General features: G+C 72.4%; 16 protein-coding genes. 8 read left to right on the forward strand and 8 right to left on the reverse strand.

All coding sequences use genetic code 11. From position 1 onward, the window contains the following. Positions 1-380 precede the first annotated feature (380 nt). The 4 genes from BJ982_RS11820 to BJ982_RS11835 all read right to left on the reverse strand — a co-directional run bounded on the left by BJ982_RS11820 (position 381) and on the right by BJ982_RS11835 (position 7,240). Positions 381-1,235, reverse strand: coding sequence for a phosphatase PAP2 family protein (locus BJ982_RS11820; RefSeq protein ID WP_184879470.1), 855 nt, complete (start codon positions 1,233-1,235; stop codon positions 381-383). A 52-nt stretch (positions 1,236-1,287) separates the two neighbouring features. Continuing rightward, positions 1,288-1,785, reverse strand: a complete 498-nt coding sequence (locus BJ982_RS11825) for a cytidine/deoxycytidylate deaminase family protein (protein ID WP_184879472.1) — start codon at positions 1,783-1,785, stop codon at positions 1,288-1,290. After that, on the reverse strand, positions 1,782-2,468 hold the full coding sequence (locus BJ982_RS11830) for a RibD family protein (protein ID WP_184879474.1): 687 nt from the start codon (positions 2,466-2,468) through the stop codon (positions 1,782-1,784). The genes BJ982_RS11825 and BJ982_RS11830 overlap by 4 nt, the downstream gene beginning before the upstream one ends. A gap of 401 nt (positions 2,469-2,869) precedes the next feature. Next, positions 2,870-7,240: a cation-translocating P-type ATPase gene (locus tag BJ982_RS11835; protein ID WP_239123094.1), complete on the reverse strand. Its 4,371-nt coding sequence runs from the start codon at positions 7,238-7,240 to the stop codon at positions 2,870-2,872. Between the two features lie 151 nt (positions 7,241-7,391). Here BJ982_RS11835 and BJ982_RS11840 point away from each other — a divergent pair, with 151 nt between their 5' ends. Both BJ982_RS11840 and BJ982_RS11845 read left to right on the forward strand, forming a co-directional pair. Continuing rightward, the gene (locus BJ982_RS11840; protein WP_184879476.1) at positions 7,392-7,937 is read left to right on the forward strand and encodes a hypothetical protein; all 546 of its coding nucleotides are present in this window, start codon (positions 7,392-7,394) and stop codon (positions 7,935-7,937) included. 496 nt (positions 7,938-8,433) lie between these two features. Further along, entirely contained in the window at positions 8,434-9,525 is a 1,092-nt protein-coding gene (locus BJ982_RS11845) for a hypothetical protein (RefSeq protein ID WP_239123093.1), read from the forward strand. Positions 9,526-9,569: 44 nt separating this feature from the next. On the opposite strand, the gene BJ982_RS11850 is transcribed toward BJ982_RS11845, so the two are convergent. Genes BJ982_RS11850 through mca form a run of 3 tightly spaced genes read right to left on the reverse strand, consistent with a single transcriptional unit; the run spans position 9,570 to position 11,101 of the window. Then, positions 9,570-9,884: a GNAT family N-acetyltransferase gene (locus BJ982_RS11850; RefSeq protein ID WP_184879480.1), complete on the reverse strand. Its 315-nt coding sequence runs from the start codon at positions 9,882-9,884 to the stop codon at positions 9,570-9,572. Positions 9,885-9,933: 49 nt separating this feature from the next. Further along, complete coding sequence (locus tag BJ982_RS11855) at positions 9,934-10,182, reverse strand: hypothetical protein (RefSeq protein ID WP_184879482.1); 249 nt, start codon at positions 10,180-10,182, stop codon at positions 9,934-9,936. A gap of 34 nt (positions 10,183-10,216) precedes the next feature. Next, positions 10,217-11,101, reverse strand: a complete 885-nt coding sequence (gene mca / locus BJ982_RS11860) for a mycothiol conjugate amidase Mca (protein WP_184879484.1) — start codon at positions 11,099-11,101, stop codon at positions 10,217-10,219. Positions 11,102-11,233: 132 nt separating this feature from the next. On the opposite strand from mca, the gene BJ982_RS11865 reads away from it, so the two are divergent. The 3 genes from BJ982_RS11865 (at position 11,234) to BJ982_RS11875 (ending at position 13,776) form a co-directional block, all read left to right on the forward strand. Further along, on the forward strand, positions 11,234-11,671 hold the full coding sequence (locus tag BJ982_RS11865) for a DUF4307 domain-containing protein (RefSeq protein WP_184879488.1): 438 nt from the start codon (positions 11,234-11,236) through the stop codon (positions 11,669-11,671). 89 nt (positions 11,672-11,760) lie between these two features. Then, entirely contained in the window at positions 11,761-12,261 is a 501-nt protein-coding gene (gene greA / locus BJ982_RS11870) for a transcription elongation factor GreA (RefSeq protein ID WP_184879492.1), read from the forward strand. A 195-nt stretch (positions 12,262-12,456) separates the two neighbouring features. After that, positions 12,457-13,776 (forward strand): C40 family peptidase, encoded by a 1,320-nt coding sequence (locus tag BJ982_RS11875; RefSeq protein ID WP_239123092.1) that lies wholly within the window; start codon positions 12,457-12,459, stop codon positions 13,774-13,776. 4 nt (positions 13,777-13,780) lie between these two features. Here the strand turns inward: BJ982_RS11875 and BJ982_RS11880 are convergent, their stop codons facing one another. After that, positions 13,781-14,389 carry an acyl-CoA-like ligand-binding transcription factor gene (locus BJ982_RS11880; RefSeq protein ID WP_184879495.1) on the reverse strand — a complete coding sequence of 203 codons (609 nt, stop codon included), beginning with the start codon at positions 14,387-14,389 and terminating at the stop codon, positions 13,781-13,783. 136 nt (positions 14,390-14,525) lie between these two features. Between BJ982_RS11880 and abmR the strand changes: the two genes are divergently transcribed. The 3 genes from abmR (at position 14,526) to BJ982_RS11895 (ending at position 18,310) form a co-directional block, all read left to right on the forward strand. Continuing rightward, a complete protein-coding gene (gene abmR / locus BJ982_RS11885) occupies positions 14,526-15,029 on the forward strand; it encodes an ATP-binding transcription factor AbmR (protein ID WP_239123091.1) in 504 nt (167 codons plus the stop codon). Positions 15,030-15,413: 384 nt separating this feature from the next. Beyond that, positions 15,414-17,198 (forward strand): phosphoenolpyruvate carboxykinase (GTP), encoded by a 1,785-nt coding sequence (locus BJ982_RS11890; protein WP_184879501.1) that lies wholly within the window; start codon positions 15,414-15,416, stop codon positions 17,196-17,198. A gap of 350 nt (positions 17,199-17,548) precedes the next feature. Next, positions 17,549-18,310, forward strand: a complete 762-nt coding sequence (locus BJ982_RS11895; RefSeq protein ID WP_184879503.1) for an isoprenyl transferase — start codon at positions 17,549-17,551, stop codon at positions 18,308-18,310. The last annotated feature ends 129 nt before the right edge of the window (positions 18,311-18,439 follow it).

An 18,439-nucleotide genomic window follows, 5' to 3' on the forward strand; every position in this document is an offset into this window, starting at 1 on the left:
GGAAGCCGGGCCGTGCTGGGGTTGGCTCTCAGCAAAGGGGCGAAATACGGGATCTCTCGGCAAAAGTGCCGAACATGATGAAGACGGCGCCCGCTCGTCCGGCGGCGCGCCGTCTTCCTAAGCCTGGGCCCTCGGCCCGGACGCTGTTCCGGCGGCCGCTCAGGCGCTGGTGACCATGAGGGCGAGGCCGATCAGTACGATAATGGGGATCAGCCACATCACGACCTCTACTGCGAACTCCTTGTACACGTCCTTCTCCTCACGATGATCCGTAGCGCCGCGAATGGCTCCGATGCAGCTTAACCGGCCCACCGCACCGAAACGAGAGCCCCACCACCGTCCCCGTGGCCTCGCCGGGGCACCGGCGCGAAAGATCTATCTCATGGCACGTCCCGGAAGTCGTGGTGAGGTCGACCCCGCCGGACGCGTTCATCCGGAGATCGCCGCGTAAGGCCCTTCTCGGCGAAGCGGTTCCAGACCGCTACGACGGCAAGGGAGACGGCGAGCAGCGCGACGCTTCCGGCGATGTCGAGTACGTAGTGGTTTCCCGTGACGAGCACGACCGCCACCATGCCCAGCGGGAAGATCCACGCCAGCGGCGCTCCGCGCGGGTGGGAGTCGCGCAGCGCGTACCACACGGCGTACGCGCACCACAGCGACCAGCCGACGTGCATGCTGGGCATCGCGGTGAACACACTGGCGCCGCCGGACGCGTCCCGGGTGGCGTGGCCGCCGAAGATGTCGTACGTGGCGATGATGTCGACGACGCCCGGGAGCGCGAACCGCGGCGGCGACATGGGCACCGCCCAGTAGACGGGCAGCACGAGGATGGTCATCGCCACGAGGGTCCGGCGCACCCTGAGGTAGACCTCGGCGTGCCGGACGAAGACCCACACGAGCACACCGAAGAGTGCGAGGTAGTAGAGGCGGTAGTAGTACACCGCCGGCTGGATCAGGAACGGATGTTCGGTCAGCCATCGGTTCGCCCCCAGCGCGATGTCCAGGTGGAGGGCGCGCTCGATGGACTGCAGGGTCAGGGCGTTGGCGGTCGCGACCGCGGCGTCCGTCGCCACGACGGCGTGAACCCGCGAGAACAGCAGGATCACCAGCAGCAGGAAGGCCGCTTCCACGAGCGGGGCCGGGCGCCCGCCGCCTCTGCCGGCGAGTACGGCGGACCGGACGCCCGAGAGCAGGCGCGATAAGCCGCCGGGGTCCACCTCACGCGAATTGATCATGGCTCTTTGGACGGAGCCCGCGCGCCGGAAGTTCGCGCCTACCCCGGGGTGATCACTTCTCGAAGAGGTGGGCGTTCACCTGGCGGGCTTCGGAGGCCAGGGAGGGCACCTCCGTCACCTGGCGGCCGGACCGGCGGAGGGTCTCCGTGCCGGTGCAGTCGGCGAAGAGGTCGGGTTCGCGCCAGGCGAAGACGACGCGGGGGATGGGCGTGGCGAGGATCAGGGCGGTGCAGCCGCGCGGGCGGGAGGCGCGGGTGGTGCAGGGTTCCAGCGAGGTGTAGAGGGTGGCGGTGGCCAGGCGGGGGTCGTCCGGTGCCAGCTTGGCGAGCGCGGCCTCTTCGGCGTGGTCGTGGGGGTCGGACTCGCGCGAGTAGCCGGTGGCGAGCACCTCGCCGTCGTCGCCGACGATGACGCATCCCACGGCGAACGCGGTGAAGGAGGTCGGGCAGCGGCGCGCGAGCTCGACGCACTCCCGCAGCCGCCGCGCGTCCTCGCCCGTGGCCCCGCCCACGTCGGAGCCGGAGGGGGTCGGTGGGGTGGAGTGGGTCATGAGGGGGCCTCCGTGGGGTGGTAGCGCAGGAGGACCACGTCGCCGAGGGGACGGGCCTCGGCCAGGCGCAGGGGGTGGGCGGGGTCGTACGGGAAGACGCCGCCGGCGACGAAGCGGGGCGCCGCGGGGTCGCCGACGAAGAACGGGGCGACGACCAGGTGCAGCTCGTCCACCAGGCCGGCGGAGAGGAACAGGGTGTGCACGGCCTGGCCGCCTTCGACCATGAGCCGGCGCACGCCGCGGGACCACAGGTCGGCGAGGAGGCCGGGCAGGTCCAGCGGGTCGCCGGCGTCCACGACGGTGGCCACGCCGCCCAGCCGGGCACGGGCCTTGTCGGCGCAGGGGCTCTCGGCGTAGACGATCTTCTCGACGTCGCCGAGGGTGAAGAAGCGGCGGCCGGGGCCGAGGTCGCCGTCGCGGGTCAGGGTGACCTTGAGCGGCGTCTCGGGCAGCCCCCTGCGGACGCGGTCCGCGCGCCGGGCGGCGGAGCGCACGAGCAGCCGGGGATCGTCGGCGCGGATGGTGCCGGGACCCACGAGGATGGCGTCGCAGCCCGCGCGCACCTCGTCGACGCGGTCGAAGTCGGCGTCGTTGGACAGGGCGAGCGGCGTGCCCGAGGTGTCGTCGATGTGGCCGTCGATCGACATCGCGACCGACAGCAGGACGTACGGGCGACTCGTCACCGGGGACCTCCACGACGGATGCCATCCATCATGGACCCGGCCGCCCGGGAACACCCATTCGCCCCCGCCGGGGCGGGCGGAAGACGACGCGGGATCGCGGGCGGTGGGAGCGGGGATCGCGGGGCGGGGAGGCCGTCCGGCGTCTGGACGGACGCCGGTGACGTCCGCCCCGGGCGGGTCAGGCGTGCTGCGGGGCGGTGGCCTTGTCGATCCAGGTCTGGACGAGGCGGATGACGATGGCCTCGGCGAGAATCACGGCGGCCTTGGCCAGCACGGAGGCAAGGAAGTTGTACATGGGAACCTCACAGGACATTTGGGTTGCTTCATCCATGATGAGGGATGTCTGTAGTGCTTTGTCCGGATTGAGGTGACCGTTCGGTGAACGATTGGTGACCTGCTTGTCACGCCCCGCCCGGCCGGCCGAGCAGCCGCGTCGCCAGGCCCGCCGCCGTGCCTCCCGCCAGCCCGATGCCCCACGCCACCGGCCCCACGGGACGGCAGCCGAACACGTGGCTCAGCCCCGGCACGGAGATCACCACGAACAGCGACGCCAGCGACACCGACGCCGCGAGCAGCACCGTGCGGTCCCTGCCCCCGGCCGCCACGGTCTGGGCGAGCTGGGCCACCACCAGGCCGATCAGCCCCACCGTGTCCGCGCGTGACGCCGTCCCGGTGTAGCGGGCGAACGTCCAGGCCAGCGAGGCGGCGGCGGCCGTGGTGGCGGCCCGCGCGTAGATGTCCCGGTTGAGCGCCTCGCCCAGCGACGCCTCCGGCCCCTCCGACAGCAGCGTCTCCGGGCTCGTCGCGCTCGGCGGGCGCACGGCGACGGCGAGCGCGGGCAGCATGTCGGTGAGCAGGTTCACCAGCAGGAGCTGGCGGGCGTTCAGCGTGTTGCGCCCGGCCAGCAGGTTGGACCCGACCGTGAAGACGATCTCGCCCAGGTTGCCGCCGAGCAGGATGCCGAGCGCGTCGCGGACCGAGCTCCACATCGCCCGCCCCTCGACGATGGCCTCCACGATCGTCTCGATGCGGTCGTCGGTCACCACGACGTCCGCGGAGGCCCGCGCGGCGGGCGTGGCGCGCGACCCGAGCGCCACCCCGACGTCGGCGAGCCGGATCGCCGGGGCGTCGTTGGCGCCGTCGCCGGTCACGGCGACCACCTTGCCCGCCCGCTGGAGGCCCGCGACGATGCGCGCCTTGTGGGCGGGCGTGACCCGGGCGAAGACCGACACCTCCGGCAGCACCTTCGCCAGCGCGGCGTCGTCCAGCCGGTCGAGCTGCGGCCCCGTCATGATCCGCGGTCCGTTGACGACGTTCAGCTCCGCGGCGATGGCCTCGGCCGTGCTCGGGTGGTCCCCCGTGATCATGACGATGCGGACGCCGGCCCGCGCCAGCCGCGCGACGCTGCGCGCCGCCGTGGGCCTGACCGGGTCGGCGAGGCCGAGGAACCCCAGGAAGCACAGCCCGTCGATGCGCGACTCGTCCAGGTCCAGCCGGCCGGAGGCGGCCCGCTCCGCGACGGCGAGCACGCGCAGCCCCTGCTGGGCGAGCCGGTCGACCTCCTTGGCCAGGGTGGCGGCGGCCTCGTCGTCCAGGGGCGCCACCTGGCCGTCGCTGAGCATCGTGCCGCAGCGGGTGAGCACGACCTCGGGCGCGCCCTTCACGGTGAGCACGTGCGGACGCCCGCCGCGCCCCCGCGTGCCGCGCCGGGACGCCGGCGCGGTGCCGAGCACGGCGTGGTAGCCCCGCGCCGACTCGAACGGCAGCTCCGCGACGCGCCGCCACCCGGGCAGGCCCTCGGTGGGGTCCACGCCGAGCCGTGCCGCCCCCTCCATCACCGCCCGGTCGGTGGGGTGGGGGACGACCCCCTCGCCCTCGGGCTTCGGCCCCGCCCGCAGCGCCGCCGCCAGGACGCGCCGGTAGTCGTCGGGCAGGGCGTCGGCGGGAAGCTCCACACGCCCGTCGGAGATGCCGCGCAGGCTGATGTGCCCCTGGGTGAGGGTGCCGGTCTTGTCGAAGCACAGGACGTCCACGCGTCCGAGCGCCTCGATCGTCGAGGGGTTGCGCACCAGGGTCTCGCGGGTGGACAGCCGCTTGGCCGCGGCCAGCTCGGCCACGGTGGCGATGAACGGCAGCCCTTCCGGGACGGCGGCCACGGCCAGGTTCACGGCGGGGGCGAGCGCGCTCGCGAGCGGGGAGCGGCGCAGCAGGTTGGTGGCCATGAGCAGCACGCCCGACCCGACGGCGACCGGCATGATCTGCCTGCTCAGCGCGCGCAGCCGCAGTTCCACGCCCGTCGGCGGCACCTGCCCGCGCTCGAACTCGGCCATGCGCCGCGCCTCGGTGGCCGGGCCGGTCGCCACGACCACGGCCAGGCACTCGCCCGCGGCCACGGTGGTGCCCTGGTACACCATGGAGCTGCGCTCGGCCACCGCGAGCGCCGCCGTGGGCAGGACGGACTTGGCCACGAGCCGCGACTCCCCGGTGAGCGGCGCCTCGTCCACCTCCACGCCCCTGGCCTTGAGCACGCGGCAGTCGGCGGGGACGGCGTCGCCGGAGCGCAGTTCGATCACGTCCCCGGGGACGAGGTCGTCGGCGGTGGCGGACACCGTCCCCGAGGGGCGCCGTACCCGTACGGAGATGGCGGTGGCGCCGGTGAGGCGGTGGAGCGCCCGGTCGGCGTTGTGGCGCTGGGCGCCGCCGATCAGCCCGTTGACGGCCAGCACCCCCGCGATGAGCACCGCGTCCAGGGCCGAGCCCACCGACGCCGACACGCCCGCCGCGGTGGCGAGCACGGGGGTCAGGGGGTTGGCGAGCTCCTCGGCGGTCGCCCGGAGCAGGGGCAGGCGGACGGCGCGCGGCCGGGGGCGCGGGCCCTCCACGCGGCTCGCGGCCTCCTCCGCGGTGAGCCCGGACGGGCAGGAAGACAGGCGTTCCAGCACGTCCGAGGCGGGCAGCGCGTGCCAGGGGGTGCGGCCGGCCCGCTCGGGCAGCCGTCCGCGGCCGAGGTCGCGCCCCGACCAGGCGCCGGTGGCCAGGGCGGCCAGGGACGCGCAGTCCCCGGCGAGCTGCACCCGGCGCACCGCTCCGGCGGCCGGGCCGAGCACGGTGAGCCCGGCGCCGACCGCGGCCCCGGCGGCGGAGACCTTCATGCCGCGGCGGCTCGCGACCCTCGCGGGGGCGAAGGCGGTGAGCAGCATGTGGGCGATCTCGGGCCCGCCGATCACGTGGGCGTCCCACGGCGTGCGGTCCGGTGCCGCGATCAGGCCGATGCCGAGGTCGGCCTCGCGCAGCCCGCGGCGCGGGCGGGCGGCGACCACCGCGACCGCGTGGCCGTCCTCCTGGAGGGCGCGCACGGACCGGGCCAGCCGGTCGCCGCCGGGTACGGACCTCTCGGCGCCGAGCCGCCAGGACAGGCTCGGATGGCCGCCGGCCAGCACCACCGCGCACGTGCTCCGCGCCGCCCCGACCAGCGCCTCCGCCCAGGGCGGCGTCTCGGGGACCACGCCGACGAACGCGGCCGTCCTGCCGTTCAGGGTGACCGCGACCGGCCGCACGCCCTTGTCGCTCCAGTGCGGCGCCGTCGCGGGAACGGCCGCGAGCGGCTCGGCGACCCAGTCGTCCCGCTCGTGCCGCCGGGTCGCGTCCGCGCCTTCGAGCATGGTGTAGATGCGGGCGTGCAGCTCGTCGACGTCCACGCCCGAGTCCATGATGATCACTTCGTGGACGGTCCAGGTCTTGCGCGTCAGCGCGTCGGCGTCGAACACGACCGTGTCCACGCGGTCCATGCCGCGCAGCGCGTCCCGGTCGAGCACGAGCCCGCCACGGTGCGCCGCCGCGCGGCCCAGGCTGCTGACGAACGCGTCCCTGCCGAGCCTGGCCGCCCGCGGCGTGGCGGAGACCAGCATCGCGAGCGCGCGTTCCTGGTGGGCGCTCAGGAGGGACGTCACCCCGTAGGAGGCCAGCGCGCCGACGCTGAGGGAGTCGGCGTAGCGCTCGATGGGGCCGTAGGGCAGGGGGACGGGGCGTGGGGTGGGGGCGGGCCTGAGGTGGCGGTAGGAGCCCTTGGCGGCGGCGAGCCGCTCTTCGGCGGCGTGCCAGGCGCGCAGGCCCGCGCGTGCCTCGGCCAGGCGGCCCGTGGCGGCCAGGGACTCGATGAGCATGCCGAGGGGGCGCAGGGCCAGCGTCTGGGCGGTGAAGCGCGTCGTGGCGAACACCACGTTCGCGGTGGGACGGCCGACCCGGCGCTCCACCTCGTGCCGGACGCGCGGCGCGGCCTCGGCCAGCTGCAGCAGCGCGGGCAGCGTGGCCGGGACCTTGGCGACGCGGACCACCTGGCCCGCCAGCGTCAGGCCCATGCCCGCGAGGCCCGCGCCGAGCTCCACCAGCGCGCGCGCCTGCTGGTCCACCGCGTGCCGCGCCGTACGCCCGCCGCCGTCGCCCTCGCCGGGCACGTCCAGCTCGTCCACGGCCGACACCAGCGCGGCGACGTCGGCCTGCCGCGGGTCGCAGCCGGCGAACACGAAGCCGAGCGCGCCGTTGACCTCCGCGCGCGTCACCCCGTCGATCCGCAGGAGGCGCTTCTCCAGGGCGCGGGACGCCTCCGGGCCTCCGGCGCCGCCGACGTGGCGCAGCTCGACGCGCAGGCCCCCCGCGCACGCGTGGACCCGCCGCGGGCAGGGCAGCAGCTCCCGGACCGGATCGGGCAGCAGGGAGGCCAGGGCGGCGGCCGGACCCCTGAGTCCACCCCTGAGTCCACGCAGCAGGAACACGACGCCTCCACGAACCCCGGTGGTACAAGCCGATCAGGCCGCGCGAACCATGCGCGGCCTGATCGTTCGTTGATGAGTCTGCCCAGGTCAGGGCGTTGTACGCCCCTCTGTCGGCGGACTCGTCCTCGGTGTCGCGGCGGTCCCGGACGTCGTGCCGGCGGACGTCGTGCCGCCCGCCCCCGCGCGGGTGCTCCGCGAGGCGGCGCCGGTCGTCCTGGACGGCGTCGTCCGCGCCCGCGTGCCCGTGGCGCCGGTCGTCCGGGACGTGCCCGTCGTCCGGGAGGTGCCGGTGGTCCGCGAGGCGGCCCGCGAGGTGGTCCCGGTGGTCCGCGAGCGCGAGGTGGTCCCGGCGGCCCCTGTGGTCCCGGTCGTGCGCGACCGCGTCCCGGTGGTACGCCCGGCCGTCCCGGTCGTGCGGGACGTGGTGCCGGCCGCCCGCGAGGTCGTCGCCCGCGCGGGCGTGCGGGGCGTGGTGGTCCGCGTGGTCGCCCGGCCGGCCCGCGGCGTGGTCGTCCTGGTCGTCCTGGTCGTGGCGCGCGCGGCCGGGCGCGCCGGCTCGGCGGCGGACGGCTCCCCGCCGGTCCTGCGGCCGGCGGCGGCGCAGGCGCGCTGGGCGATCACGGTCCCGGCCCCGATCGCGGCGGCCACGGGCCACTCCAGCAGCCCGAGCACCGCGAGCAGGCCGAGGCCGCCGTAGTAGGCGACGCGTTCGGGCGGCGGCAGGAACGTGCGCGCCGTCTCTACGGCCCGGCTCATCTCCTGGCCGCGGCGCCCTGTCTCACCGGTCGTGCTCGTCACGCGGGGCATGCGAGGCATCCTGGGCATGCGGGGCATGTGGGGCCGGTGGACGTGGAAGCTGACGACAGGCGTGTCCATGCTGAACAGGTCGCCGTTGGCCCCGGATGCCGATGGCGTCGCTGTACGTCCGGTTCGTGACGTCGGAGTCACGGTCATAGCCCCTCCTCAGGTGCTCAACAATCTCTTCATTTCACCTTTTGCCCAGCTCAAGAGGGATGACCAGCGCCAAACCCACTGTCCTTCCCGATCCTTTGACATATCCGGACGACTTCTTAGCGGCCCCGACCGGGCGGACGTGCGGTGCTGTCGTGTTCGCCCCCATGGGCGTAATCTCAGAGGGCGTGAGGCTGGATCTGGACTTCGTAAGCGCGCACGCCGGACGGTCTCCGGCCCGCTTGACCAGGCGAGACATCGCCAGAGCCCTGCTGGCGGTCCCGAGCGGGCAGGCCCTCGTGGCGCTCCCCGACATCCGCAGGGCCATGCTCGCCACGGGCAACCCCCTGTCCGCGGCGTTCTGGGACTCGGCCAAGGCCACCCTCGCCTCCATCGAGGCGGGCGCGGCCACGGTCGGCGACGTGCAGCGGTGGCTGGAGGCGACCGGCACCGAGCCGATCCTCATCACCCGCGCGTACTTCGTCTGGCCGGAGGAGGACGAACGCGGGCCCGTGGCCTCGGAGCTGTACGGCCTCCTCGTGGCCCACCTGGAGGCCCAGGTGGCCGACGGCCGGATCGACCCCGACCGGCTCGCGTCCGGCGACACCGAGGCGCGGGAGGCGTACGAGGACATCCAGGACCGCTGGCTGGCCTCGCCGCTGCCCGACGGCCGGGTGCCGGGCGCGGCCGTCAACGACGAGCTGGAGGAAGGTCTCTTCGCCACCTGGGACGAGGAGGAGGCGTTCGCGCTCAGCGAGCTGCGGCGGGTGCTCGCCGACCTTCCCGAGCCGTCGCTTCCCTTCGCCGAGCTGGAGGCCGCCGCACGGCGGCTGCGCGCGGCGCTCGCCGAACCCGGCTATCCGGGCTCGGTGCTGCGGGCCTGCGCCGGCATCGACGACGGGCCGCTGCCCGAGAGCGACGCCGACCTGTGGCTGACGGTCGCGGCGGGCATCGCCTCCCCGGTCTCCGACCTGCAGGACGAGGAGGCCCACCAGTTCTGGAACCTGGAGGCGGAGCTGAGCGAGGAGGACGCCGCGCTCGCCGCCCTGTGCACGATCCACCACGCCGACTGGCTCGCCGCCGTGACGGCGCTGGCCCGGCGCGGTCCCGGAGTGCTGGCCTCTCCGGAACGGATCGCCCGGTTCGTGGCCGAGTCCGAGGACATCGACGTCGACATGGACGACCCGGAGGATCTGCGGACCACCGAAGAGCTGTTCACCTCGGTGATGCCGCTGTGGGTGCGGCTCGGCATCGTGGACGAGCGGGCGATCCTCACCCCGCTCGGCTGGTGGGGGCTGCCGAAGGCGCTGGAGCTGGCCTGGTCGCCCGGCTGACGCTCACGCCGGGGAGCCGGCCGGGCGCCGCGTGCGAGGGCCCGTCAGCGGGCGGGCTCGGACTCCGGCGGCGCCTCGGCCACCAGGTCGGCGTACTCCGGGTGCTTCTCGATGTAGGCCGCCACGAAGGGGCAGAGCGGCACGACCCGCAGCCCGGTGTCGCGGGCCGCGTCGAGCGCCACGCGGATCAGGGTGCCGCCGAGCCCCTGGCCCTCGTACTCCTCGTCGATCTCGGTGTGCGTGAAGACCATCCGGTCGTCGCGCAGGCGGTAGTCGGCGAACCCGGCCTGCTTGCCGTCGACCCGGATCTCGTACCGCCTGGCCTCGGGGTTGTCGGCGACGTCGACCGCATGCTCCATGGACGGCTCTCCTTGTCGGTGGATCGGTGGGTCGGGTAACGGGTGGTGCTCAGCGGGTGCCCTCGCCGGCCTGCCCCGACTCGGGACCCTCACCCGGCTCGGACTTCCGCTCGGACGCCTCGCGCTTGACGAGGTCCTCCTCGCGGGGCACCTCGATCTTGGAGATCTGGCGGTTCATCGACTTCACGAGCAGGTACAACGCGACGCCGATGGCGGCGACCACCAGAAAGCCGAGGAGCCCGGGTCCTACCGGGGAGGCGGGCGGGGCGACGGCCGCGAGCACGGCGATTTCAGTCACCCGTCAAGTCTGCCACCCGGGGGCCGGGCCCCTCTCAGCGGCGGGCCGGTGAGGCGTCGCCGGCCTGGATGCCGGCGAACAGGTCCTTCTCGGGGATCTCGGTGTCGACCAGCGACCGGGCCAGGTGGTAGTCCTCGGTGGGCCAGACCTCCTGCTGCAGTTCGCGCGGGCAGACGAACCACGAGCCGTCCGGGTCCACCTGGGTGGCGTGGGCCAGCAGCGCGAGGTCGCGGGTCTCGAAGAAGTCGCCGCAGTGGACGCGCGTGGTGACCTCCCACTTCTGCGGGCGGTCCTCCCAGCGGGAGATCCAGTCGGCGTAGGGGGAGCCGATGCCGCGGTCGGTCATGGCCTCGTGCAGGGCCTCGAACCGGGCGCGGGTGAAGCCCATGTGGTAGTAGAGCTTCAGGGGCTGCCACGGCTCGCCGAGGCCCGGGTAGCGGTCCGGGTCGCCCGCGGCCTCGAAGGCCTCCACCGACACCTTGTTGGTCATGATGTGGTCGGGGTGGGGGTAGCCGCCGTCGTCGTCATAGGTGACGATCACGTGCGGCCTGAACTCGCGGACGGCCGCGACCAGCGGCGCCGTGGCGACCTCCAGCGGCTGCAACGCGAAGCACCCCTCGGGCAAGGGCTCGCTCTCGTCCTCGGGCAGCCCGGAGTCCACGAAGCCGAGGAAGCTCTGCCGGACCCCGAGGATCTCGCGGGCCTTGTCCATCTCCTGGCGGCGGACCTCGGTGAGGTTCTCAAGGATGTCGGGGCGGTCCATCTTGGGGTTGAGGATGGAGCCGCGTTCCCCGCCGGTGCAGGTACAGACCAGCACGTCGATGCCCTCGGAGGCGTAGCGGGCCATGGTGGCGGCCCCCTTGCTCGACTCGTCGTCGGGATGCGCGTGTACGGCCAGCAACCTCAGGGGTGCAACCACGGCTCGGTCTCCTCAAGTGTCCAGGACAGCTCTCAAGAGAGGTTAGTTTCTCTTGGGGCGACGCGGAGGGCGTCGCCCCCGCGGGGGACAATTGTCTCGTGCAACGTCGCCGGACCGCTGGGAGATTCCGTCATGGGTGAAAGAGGTGTCGGCCCGGGCGCGGACGCGCCGGTCCTGGGCACCCCTGACGCGTTCCCGGAGCGTACGGGACGAGCCGGGCGCACGGGGCGGTCCGTGGGCCTCGTGATCATCGCCGTCGTCGTGGCGTTGGCCATGGGCGGCTGGGGATACGTCATGATGAGCGCCAAGGGAGACCCCGAGGTCCAGAACGAGGTGATCGCGTTCGAGGTCCAGGGGCCCGGCGCGGTGACGATCACCTTCCAGGCGCACAAGGCGGCCGATCGCGCGGCGGTGTGCCGCCTGCGGGCCACCGACACCGACCACGCCGAGGTGGGCGCCAGGGACGTCTCCCTCCCCGCCGGCCAGGCGGACGTGCGGCTCACCGAGCGGGTCGTGACGAGCGCCCGCGCCACATCGGGCCACGTGCAGTACTGCTATCTCGTACAATGAGACTTTTGGGAAAGCGTTCGAACGGGTTAATTTGTTAGTCTCCCTCGATTCGAACGCTCGCAACTCTCACGAGTACGCAAGGAGAACCCGTGGTCGACTCCCGCGAAGAGAACGTCACCTGGCTGACGCAGGAGGCGTACGACCGTCTGAAGGCGGAGTTTGAGTATCTCTCGGGGCCCGGGCGTGTCGACATCGCCAAGAAGATCGAGGCCGCCCGCGAAGAGGGCGACCTCCGGGAGAACGGCGGTTACCACGCCGCCAAGGAGGAGCAGGGCAAGATGGAGGGCCGCATCCTCCAGCTCCGCCAGCTTCTCGACAGCGCCAGGGTGGGCGAGGCCCCCCGCGCCGAGGGCGTGGTCGGCCCCGGCATGACGGTGACGATCCGCTTCGCGGGCGACGACGACGAGGTCACCTTCCTGCTCGCCTCCCGTGAGGAGAGCGGCGCGCCGATCGACGTCTACTCGCCGAAGTCGCCGCTCGGTTCGGCGATCAACGGCAAGAAGATCGGCGAGAAGGCCACCTACACCATGCCCAACGGCAGGACGAACACGGTCGAGATCCTGGAGGCCGTCCCCTACATCGGCGGCTGAGCGGCACGATCGCCCGCTCCCGCCGGGACAACCGAGAATTCCCCCCGACTTCCCGGCCAGGCCGGGGTCTTGATCCGCCGGAGCGGTGCTCCGGCGGATCAAGACTGTTTAGGGTGAACTACGGACATCGGCGGCTGAGTCAGCAAGAATCAAACATTGACCGGTTAGCGGTAGATCACGTCGAATGGGGGAATCGTGCTCGATCGGCGACCGCGGGGCTCGTCCGTCGCCCGAGAGAGCCGCGCCGGGTTCCGTGAGCGCGTCGGCGGTGTGCTCGGCGAGGTACGCGAAGACCTTCGCTTTCATCCCAACCTCCAGCCGGTCCGCCGCCCGCCGAGGCCGCAACGCCTGGCGCGCAGGATCGTGCCGGTCGTCGGGCTCGCCCTGGCCGCCGTCCTCGCCGCCGACCTGATGGTCTACGGCGAGCTGGTCAAAGGCGAGCCCCAGGCCGTCGCGGCCCGCGCCCCCCGCGACGCCGTCCCCCGGCGCGACGGGTACGTCGCGGCGACCGGCGAGCTGCCGGTCACGCCCACGCGGGCCGAGGTCGCGCCGCTGACCCGGGCGCACGCCCCCCACCTGTTCGTGGTCTCCCGCCGCACGCTGCCGGCCGCGGCCGTCCAGGCGGTCAACGCCTACAAGGGTGTCAAGGCCGTCGAGGTCACCGACGCCGCCGACGTGATGATGGACGGCAAGCGCGTCCAGACCATGGGCGTGAACCCGTCCACCTTCCGCGCCTTCACCCCGCGGCCCACCGCGCGCTCGGACGCCCTCTGGAACAGCGTGGCGGCGGGCGACGTCGCGGTGTCGTTCGTGCTCGGCAGCGACGGCGGCGTGAAGCTCGGCTCCACCATCAACGGCGGCGGCCACAGGCTGCGCGTCGGGGCGTACGCCACCATGGGCATGGGCCTGATCAACGCCGTGGTGTCGACGCAGGTGGCGCGCTCGCTCGGCATCCCCGAGCGCAACGCGATGGTCGTCAGCGCCCCCGGCGTGAACCTGAACCGGCTCAGGGAGGCGATCCTGAAGGCCCTGCCCAAGGGCACCCAGGTCGCGCTGATCAACCCGGTGCTCGAACGGCCCGCCGAGGCCCGCCGCACCTGGCCCTCCGGCTCGTTCATGACGGCGGAGCAGCTCCGCGTGGCGCTCACCGCGGCCGCGGGCAAGGTCGGCCGTCCGTACGTCTGGGGCGCCGAGGGGCCGGACACCTTCGACTGCTCGGGCCTCGTCCAGTGGGCCTTCGCGCAGGCCGGGGTGCGCATGCCGCGCGTCACCCACCAGCAGTGGGTGACGGGCCCGCAGATCCCGCTGTCCCAGGCCCAGCCGGGCGACCTGCTGTTCTGGCGCTCCGACCCGACCAACCCCGGCTACATCTCGCACGTCGCGATCTACTGGGGCGACGGCAAGATGCTCCAGGCGCCGCGCACCGGCGACGTCGTGAAGTTCTCGCCGGTCTCCACCAGGAACCTGGCCGGGGTGGTGCGGGTGAGCCCCGTGGTCGCCGCGCGGGTGCGCTGAGGGTCTACAGCGGCATTCCTTCCTCCAGGAAGGCCAGCACCTCGTCGATCAGGGCGGGCAGCGAGACGTCCCGCCCGGAGACGACCCAGCGTTCCATGGCGGCGATCCAGGCCCCGATGACCGCGCCGGCGGCGGCGCGCACGCGAAGGTCGTCGGGGGAGCGGCCGGTGCGTTCCGCCACCACCGACGCCAGCGCGGCCATGGTCGCGAGCTGTCCCTCGACCTGGCGGGCGCGCAGGGCCGGGATGGACCAGATCAGCTCGATCCGGCGCCGGATCGTCCGCTCGTCGGCCTCGAAGACCTCGGTGAAGACCTCGCCCATCGCGGCCCGCATCGCGGCCAGCGGGCCGAGGGACGCGGGCTGCCGCAGGTAGGCGGCGGCGATCATGGGGTCGTAGTCGTCCTGGATGACGACGTCTTCCTTGGTGGGGAAGTAGCGGAAGAACGTGCTCGGGGAGACCTCCGCGGCCTCGGCGATCTGCTCGACGGTCGTGGCGTCGTAGCCCTGCTCGGTGAACAGCCGCAGGGCGTGTTCCTGGATGGCCTGCCGGGTCTTGGCCTTCTTGCGTTCGCGAAGACCGGCGGGCCGGTCGGCGCGCGGAGGTGAACTCATCCCCACATTGTGGCCGGACCGGCGCGCCCGCCGCCGGTTTCGCGGGCACGGCGCACGGTGGCCCTCCACCGGGACGGGAGCCCTTGCCGTATGCCCGTTGCGGTGTAATTTAGATTACATGGATACAGATGAGTCCGTGATCACGTCATGGTTCACCGGGCGGCTGCCCGAGCAGTGGTTCGGCGGGCGGCACGAGTTCGTCATCGACCGCGAGGAGGTCGCGGTCCTCGGCACGCTGCCGGTGCCCTCGGCCGCGGAGGGCGTCCAGGACGCCGAGCGCGCGGCGCTGCTGGACGGCCACATCCAGCGCTTCCGTGAGGAGACGCGCGAGCGGCGCATCGAGATCGCGCGCGAGGCCGAGCACCGGTTCCGCCGCAAGATCTCCTGGGGCGTCTCGTGCGGCGATCGGACAGTGATGTTCACCACCCTTTCCGTCCCCGTCATGACCCGTCTGCGCCAGCAGGAACGACGTGTGCTCGACACGCTGGTCGCGGCAGGGGTCGCGCGCAGCCGCAGCGACGCCCTGGCGTGGTGCGTGCGTCTGGTGGGGAGCAGGACCGACACCTGGCTCGCTGACCTGCGCGATGCCCTTCAGCACGTGGACCGGGTGCGTTCCTCGGGCCCCGATCTCGACGCGTGAAATTGGACTGAACCACTGCGCCGACAGGCATAGACCATTTGAATTGGCCTATACCAATGTTTGCCCCGGTCCCCTCGGGTCAGTACGAGGGTCGGCCGGGGCACGCGCTTTTATCTCGGTCAACGGCGGGTAAACTGCCCCGCATCATCATGGCTCCTGCCTGCTGCGACGTGCGTGCCGACGCGGCGGGCCAGAGCCGCGGCGGCGCTCGGAATTCAACTGGCGGAAACGAATGTGAAATGCGCGGGACGATCTCCCCGATTTGGGGTGCCCTTGAACCTCCGTTTCATTGACTGGTCTACGCCAATTGGATTCGCGAGCGTTCGTCGTTAATGATGTTTGGCCTGAGAGTAAGGAGCCGGCCCAGTGTCAGTTTCCATTGAAATGACCGCCCCGACGACCCATTCCGAGCTCGTCGCGTGGGTGCAGGAGATCGCCGAACTGACCCGTCCGGACCGCGTCGAGTGGTGCGACGGCTCGGAGGCCGAATGGACGCGACTGACGAACCTGCTGGTGGAGCAGGGCACCTTCACTCGCCTCGCCAAGCGCCCGAACAGCTTCCACGCGGCCTCGGACCCGTCCGACGTCGCCCGTGTCGAGGACCGCACGTTCATCTGCTCGGAGGACCCGGAGGACGCCGGGCCGACGAACAACTGGATCGCGCCCGCGGAGATGCGCGGCACCTTCGACCACCTGTTCAGCGGAAGCATGCGGGGCCGCACGATGTACGTCGTGCCCTTCTGCATGGGCCCGCTCGGCGGCGAGATCTCGCAGCTCGGCGTGGAGATCACCGACTCCCCGTACGTGGCCGTGTCCATGCGGATCATGACGCGCATGGGCGAGGCGGCGCTGCGGCTGATCGAGGAGCGCGGTGACTACGTGAAGTGCGTCCACTCGGTGGGCGCGCCGCTGCTGCCGGGGCAGCAGGACGTCCCGTGGCCGTGCAACCCGACCAAGTACATCAGCCACTTCCCCGAGTCCCGGGAGATCTGGTCGTACGGCTCGGGGTACGGCGGCAACGCGCTGCTCGGCAAGAAGTGCTACGCCCTGCGCATCGCCAGCGCGATGGCGCGCGACGAGGGCTGGCTGGCCGAGCACATGCTGATCCTCAAGCTCACCCCGCCCGCCGGGGAGACCCGCTACATCGCCGCGGCCTTCCCGTCGGCGTGCGGCAAGACCAACCTCGCGATGCTGAAGCCCACGATCCCGGGCTGGAAGGTCGAGACGGTCGGCGACGACATCGCCTGGATGCGCTTCGGCGCGGACGGCCGCCTGTACGCGATCAACCCGGAGGCCGGGTTCTTCGGCGTCGCGCCGGGCACCGGCATGTCCACCAACGCCAACGCGGTCGAGGCGCTGTGGGGCAACAGCATCTTCACCAACGTCGCGCTGACCGACGACGGCGACGTGTGGTGGGAGGGGCTCACCGACGAGCCGCCGGCGCACCTGACCGACTGGCGCGGGCGCGACTGGACGCCGGACTCCTCCGAGCCCGCCGCGCACCCGAACGCCCGCTTCACCACGCCGGCCGCGCAGGCCCCGACGATCGCCCCCGAATGGCGCGACCCGAAGGGCGTGCCGATCTCGGCGATCCTGTTCGGCGGCCGCCGGGCGAGCGCCGTCCCGCTGGTGACCGAGTCGTTCGGCTGGCAGCACGGGGTGTTCCTCGGGGCCAACGTCGCCTCGGAGAAGACGGCCGCCGCCGAGGGCACCGTGGGCGAGCTGCGCCGCGACCCGTTCGCGATGCTGCCGTTCTGCGGCTACAACATGGGCGACTACTTCGGCCACTGGATCGAGATCGGCAAGAAGGCCGATCCCGCCAAGCTGCCGCGGCTCTACTACGTCAACTGGTTCCGCAAGGACGCCTCGGGACGCTTCGTGTGGCCGGGGTTCGGCGAGAACATCCGCGTCCTGAAGTGGATCGTGGAGCGGCTGAACGGCGGCGCCGAGGCGGTCGAGACGCCGATCGGCCTGCTCCCCGCCGAGGGCGCGCTCGACCTCGACGGCCTGGACCTGTCCGAGGAGGACCTCGGCACGCTGCTGTCGGTGGACCGCGAGGTGTGGCGGCAGGAGGCCGCGCTGATCCCCGGCTTCTTCGAGACCTTCGGGTCCCACCTGCCCGCCGAGCTGCGGGAGGAGTACGAGGCCCTGGTCCGGCGGCTGGGCTGACCCCGCGACCCCGGACGGGGTTCGTGGTGTCAGGGCCGGGTTGGCGGGGCCGGGTAAAAGTTGTGCCTCGCGACGTAGATCATGGTTGACCGTGGCTCGCGGGCGCCCACGCGCCCGCGAGCCGGTCGTGCCGTGCCGGCGCCCCGAGGGGCCCGAGGCGACCCGCCGGGGACCTGTGCGGAAAGCGTGCGGACGATGCGCGGAGTCTGTGCGGATGTCGTGCGGACATCGAGAAGACGCCTTCCCGGCGTCGGCCCGTGACACAAGCTGGGACGGGCGAGTGCCCGGGCACGTGATAATTGCGTGTTGTCAACGTCCGCAAGCGGACGGGCAGCGAAGGGGAGGCCTCCATGGGCGTGCGCGATCTCGTGTACCGGCTGTACGCGCGCCGGCTCGAATCGAAGCTGTCCGGGGGCCTGATACCGCGCCACGTGGGCGTCATCGTCGACGGCAACCGCCGCTGGGCCAGGGCCATGGGGCTGCGCGACGTCAGCCACGGCCACCAGAAGGGCGCGGACAAGATCTCCGAGCTGGTGGAGTGGTGCCGCGAGGCCGGGGTCGAGATCGTCACGGTGTGGCTGCTGTCCAGCGACAACCTCTCCCGCCCGAAGGAAGAGCTCGACCCGCTCGTCGAGATCATCGAGGACACGATTCAAGGATTGGTCGCCCGCGGCTGGCGCATCAACCCGGTGGGCGCGTTAGACCTATTGCCGGACAGTACGGCGAGAGTTCTCAAAAATGCGAAAGAAGTGACATCGCACCGTCCTGGGCTGATTGTGAACGTGGCCGTTGGGTATGGAGGAAGGCGTGAGATCGCTGATGCGGTGCGCTCCCTCCTCCAGGAGCACGCCAGCAAGGGCGCGAGCATCGAGGAACTCGTCGAGGTCCTCGATGTGGAGCACATCGCGGAGCATCTCTACACGCGCGGCCTCCCCGACCCGGACCTCCTCATCCGCACGTCGGGAGAGCAGCGGCTCTCCGGCTTCCTGCTCTGGCAGAGCGCCCACTCGGAGTTCTACTTCTGCGAGGCCTACTGGCCCGACTTCCGCAGAGTGGACTTCCTGCGGGCCCTCCGCTCGTACGCCGCGCGCCACCGACGGTACGGCAACTGAAACGCCCGGTGAAATCCACCTATCCCCGCCCTTCACGCCGTTGGGCCGGGCGGATTCACGACGTACCGTAAACAGTAGGCAGTCCATACGGCCTACTTCGGGAGAGGGTCCGCCTTGCGTCGCCGTTCG

The sequence above is a fragment of the Sphaerisporangium siamense genome (assembly GCF_014205275.1).
GTDB lineage: Bacteria > Actinomycetota > Actinomycetes > Streptosporangiales > Streptosporangiaceae > Sphaerisporangium > Sphaerisporangium siamense.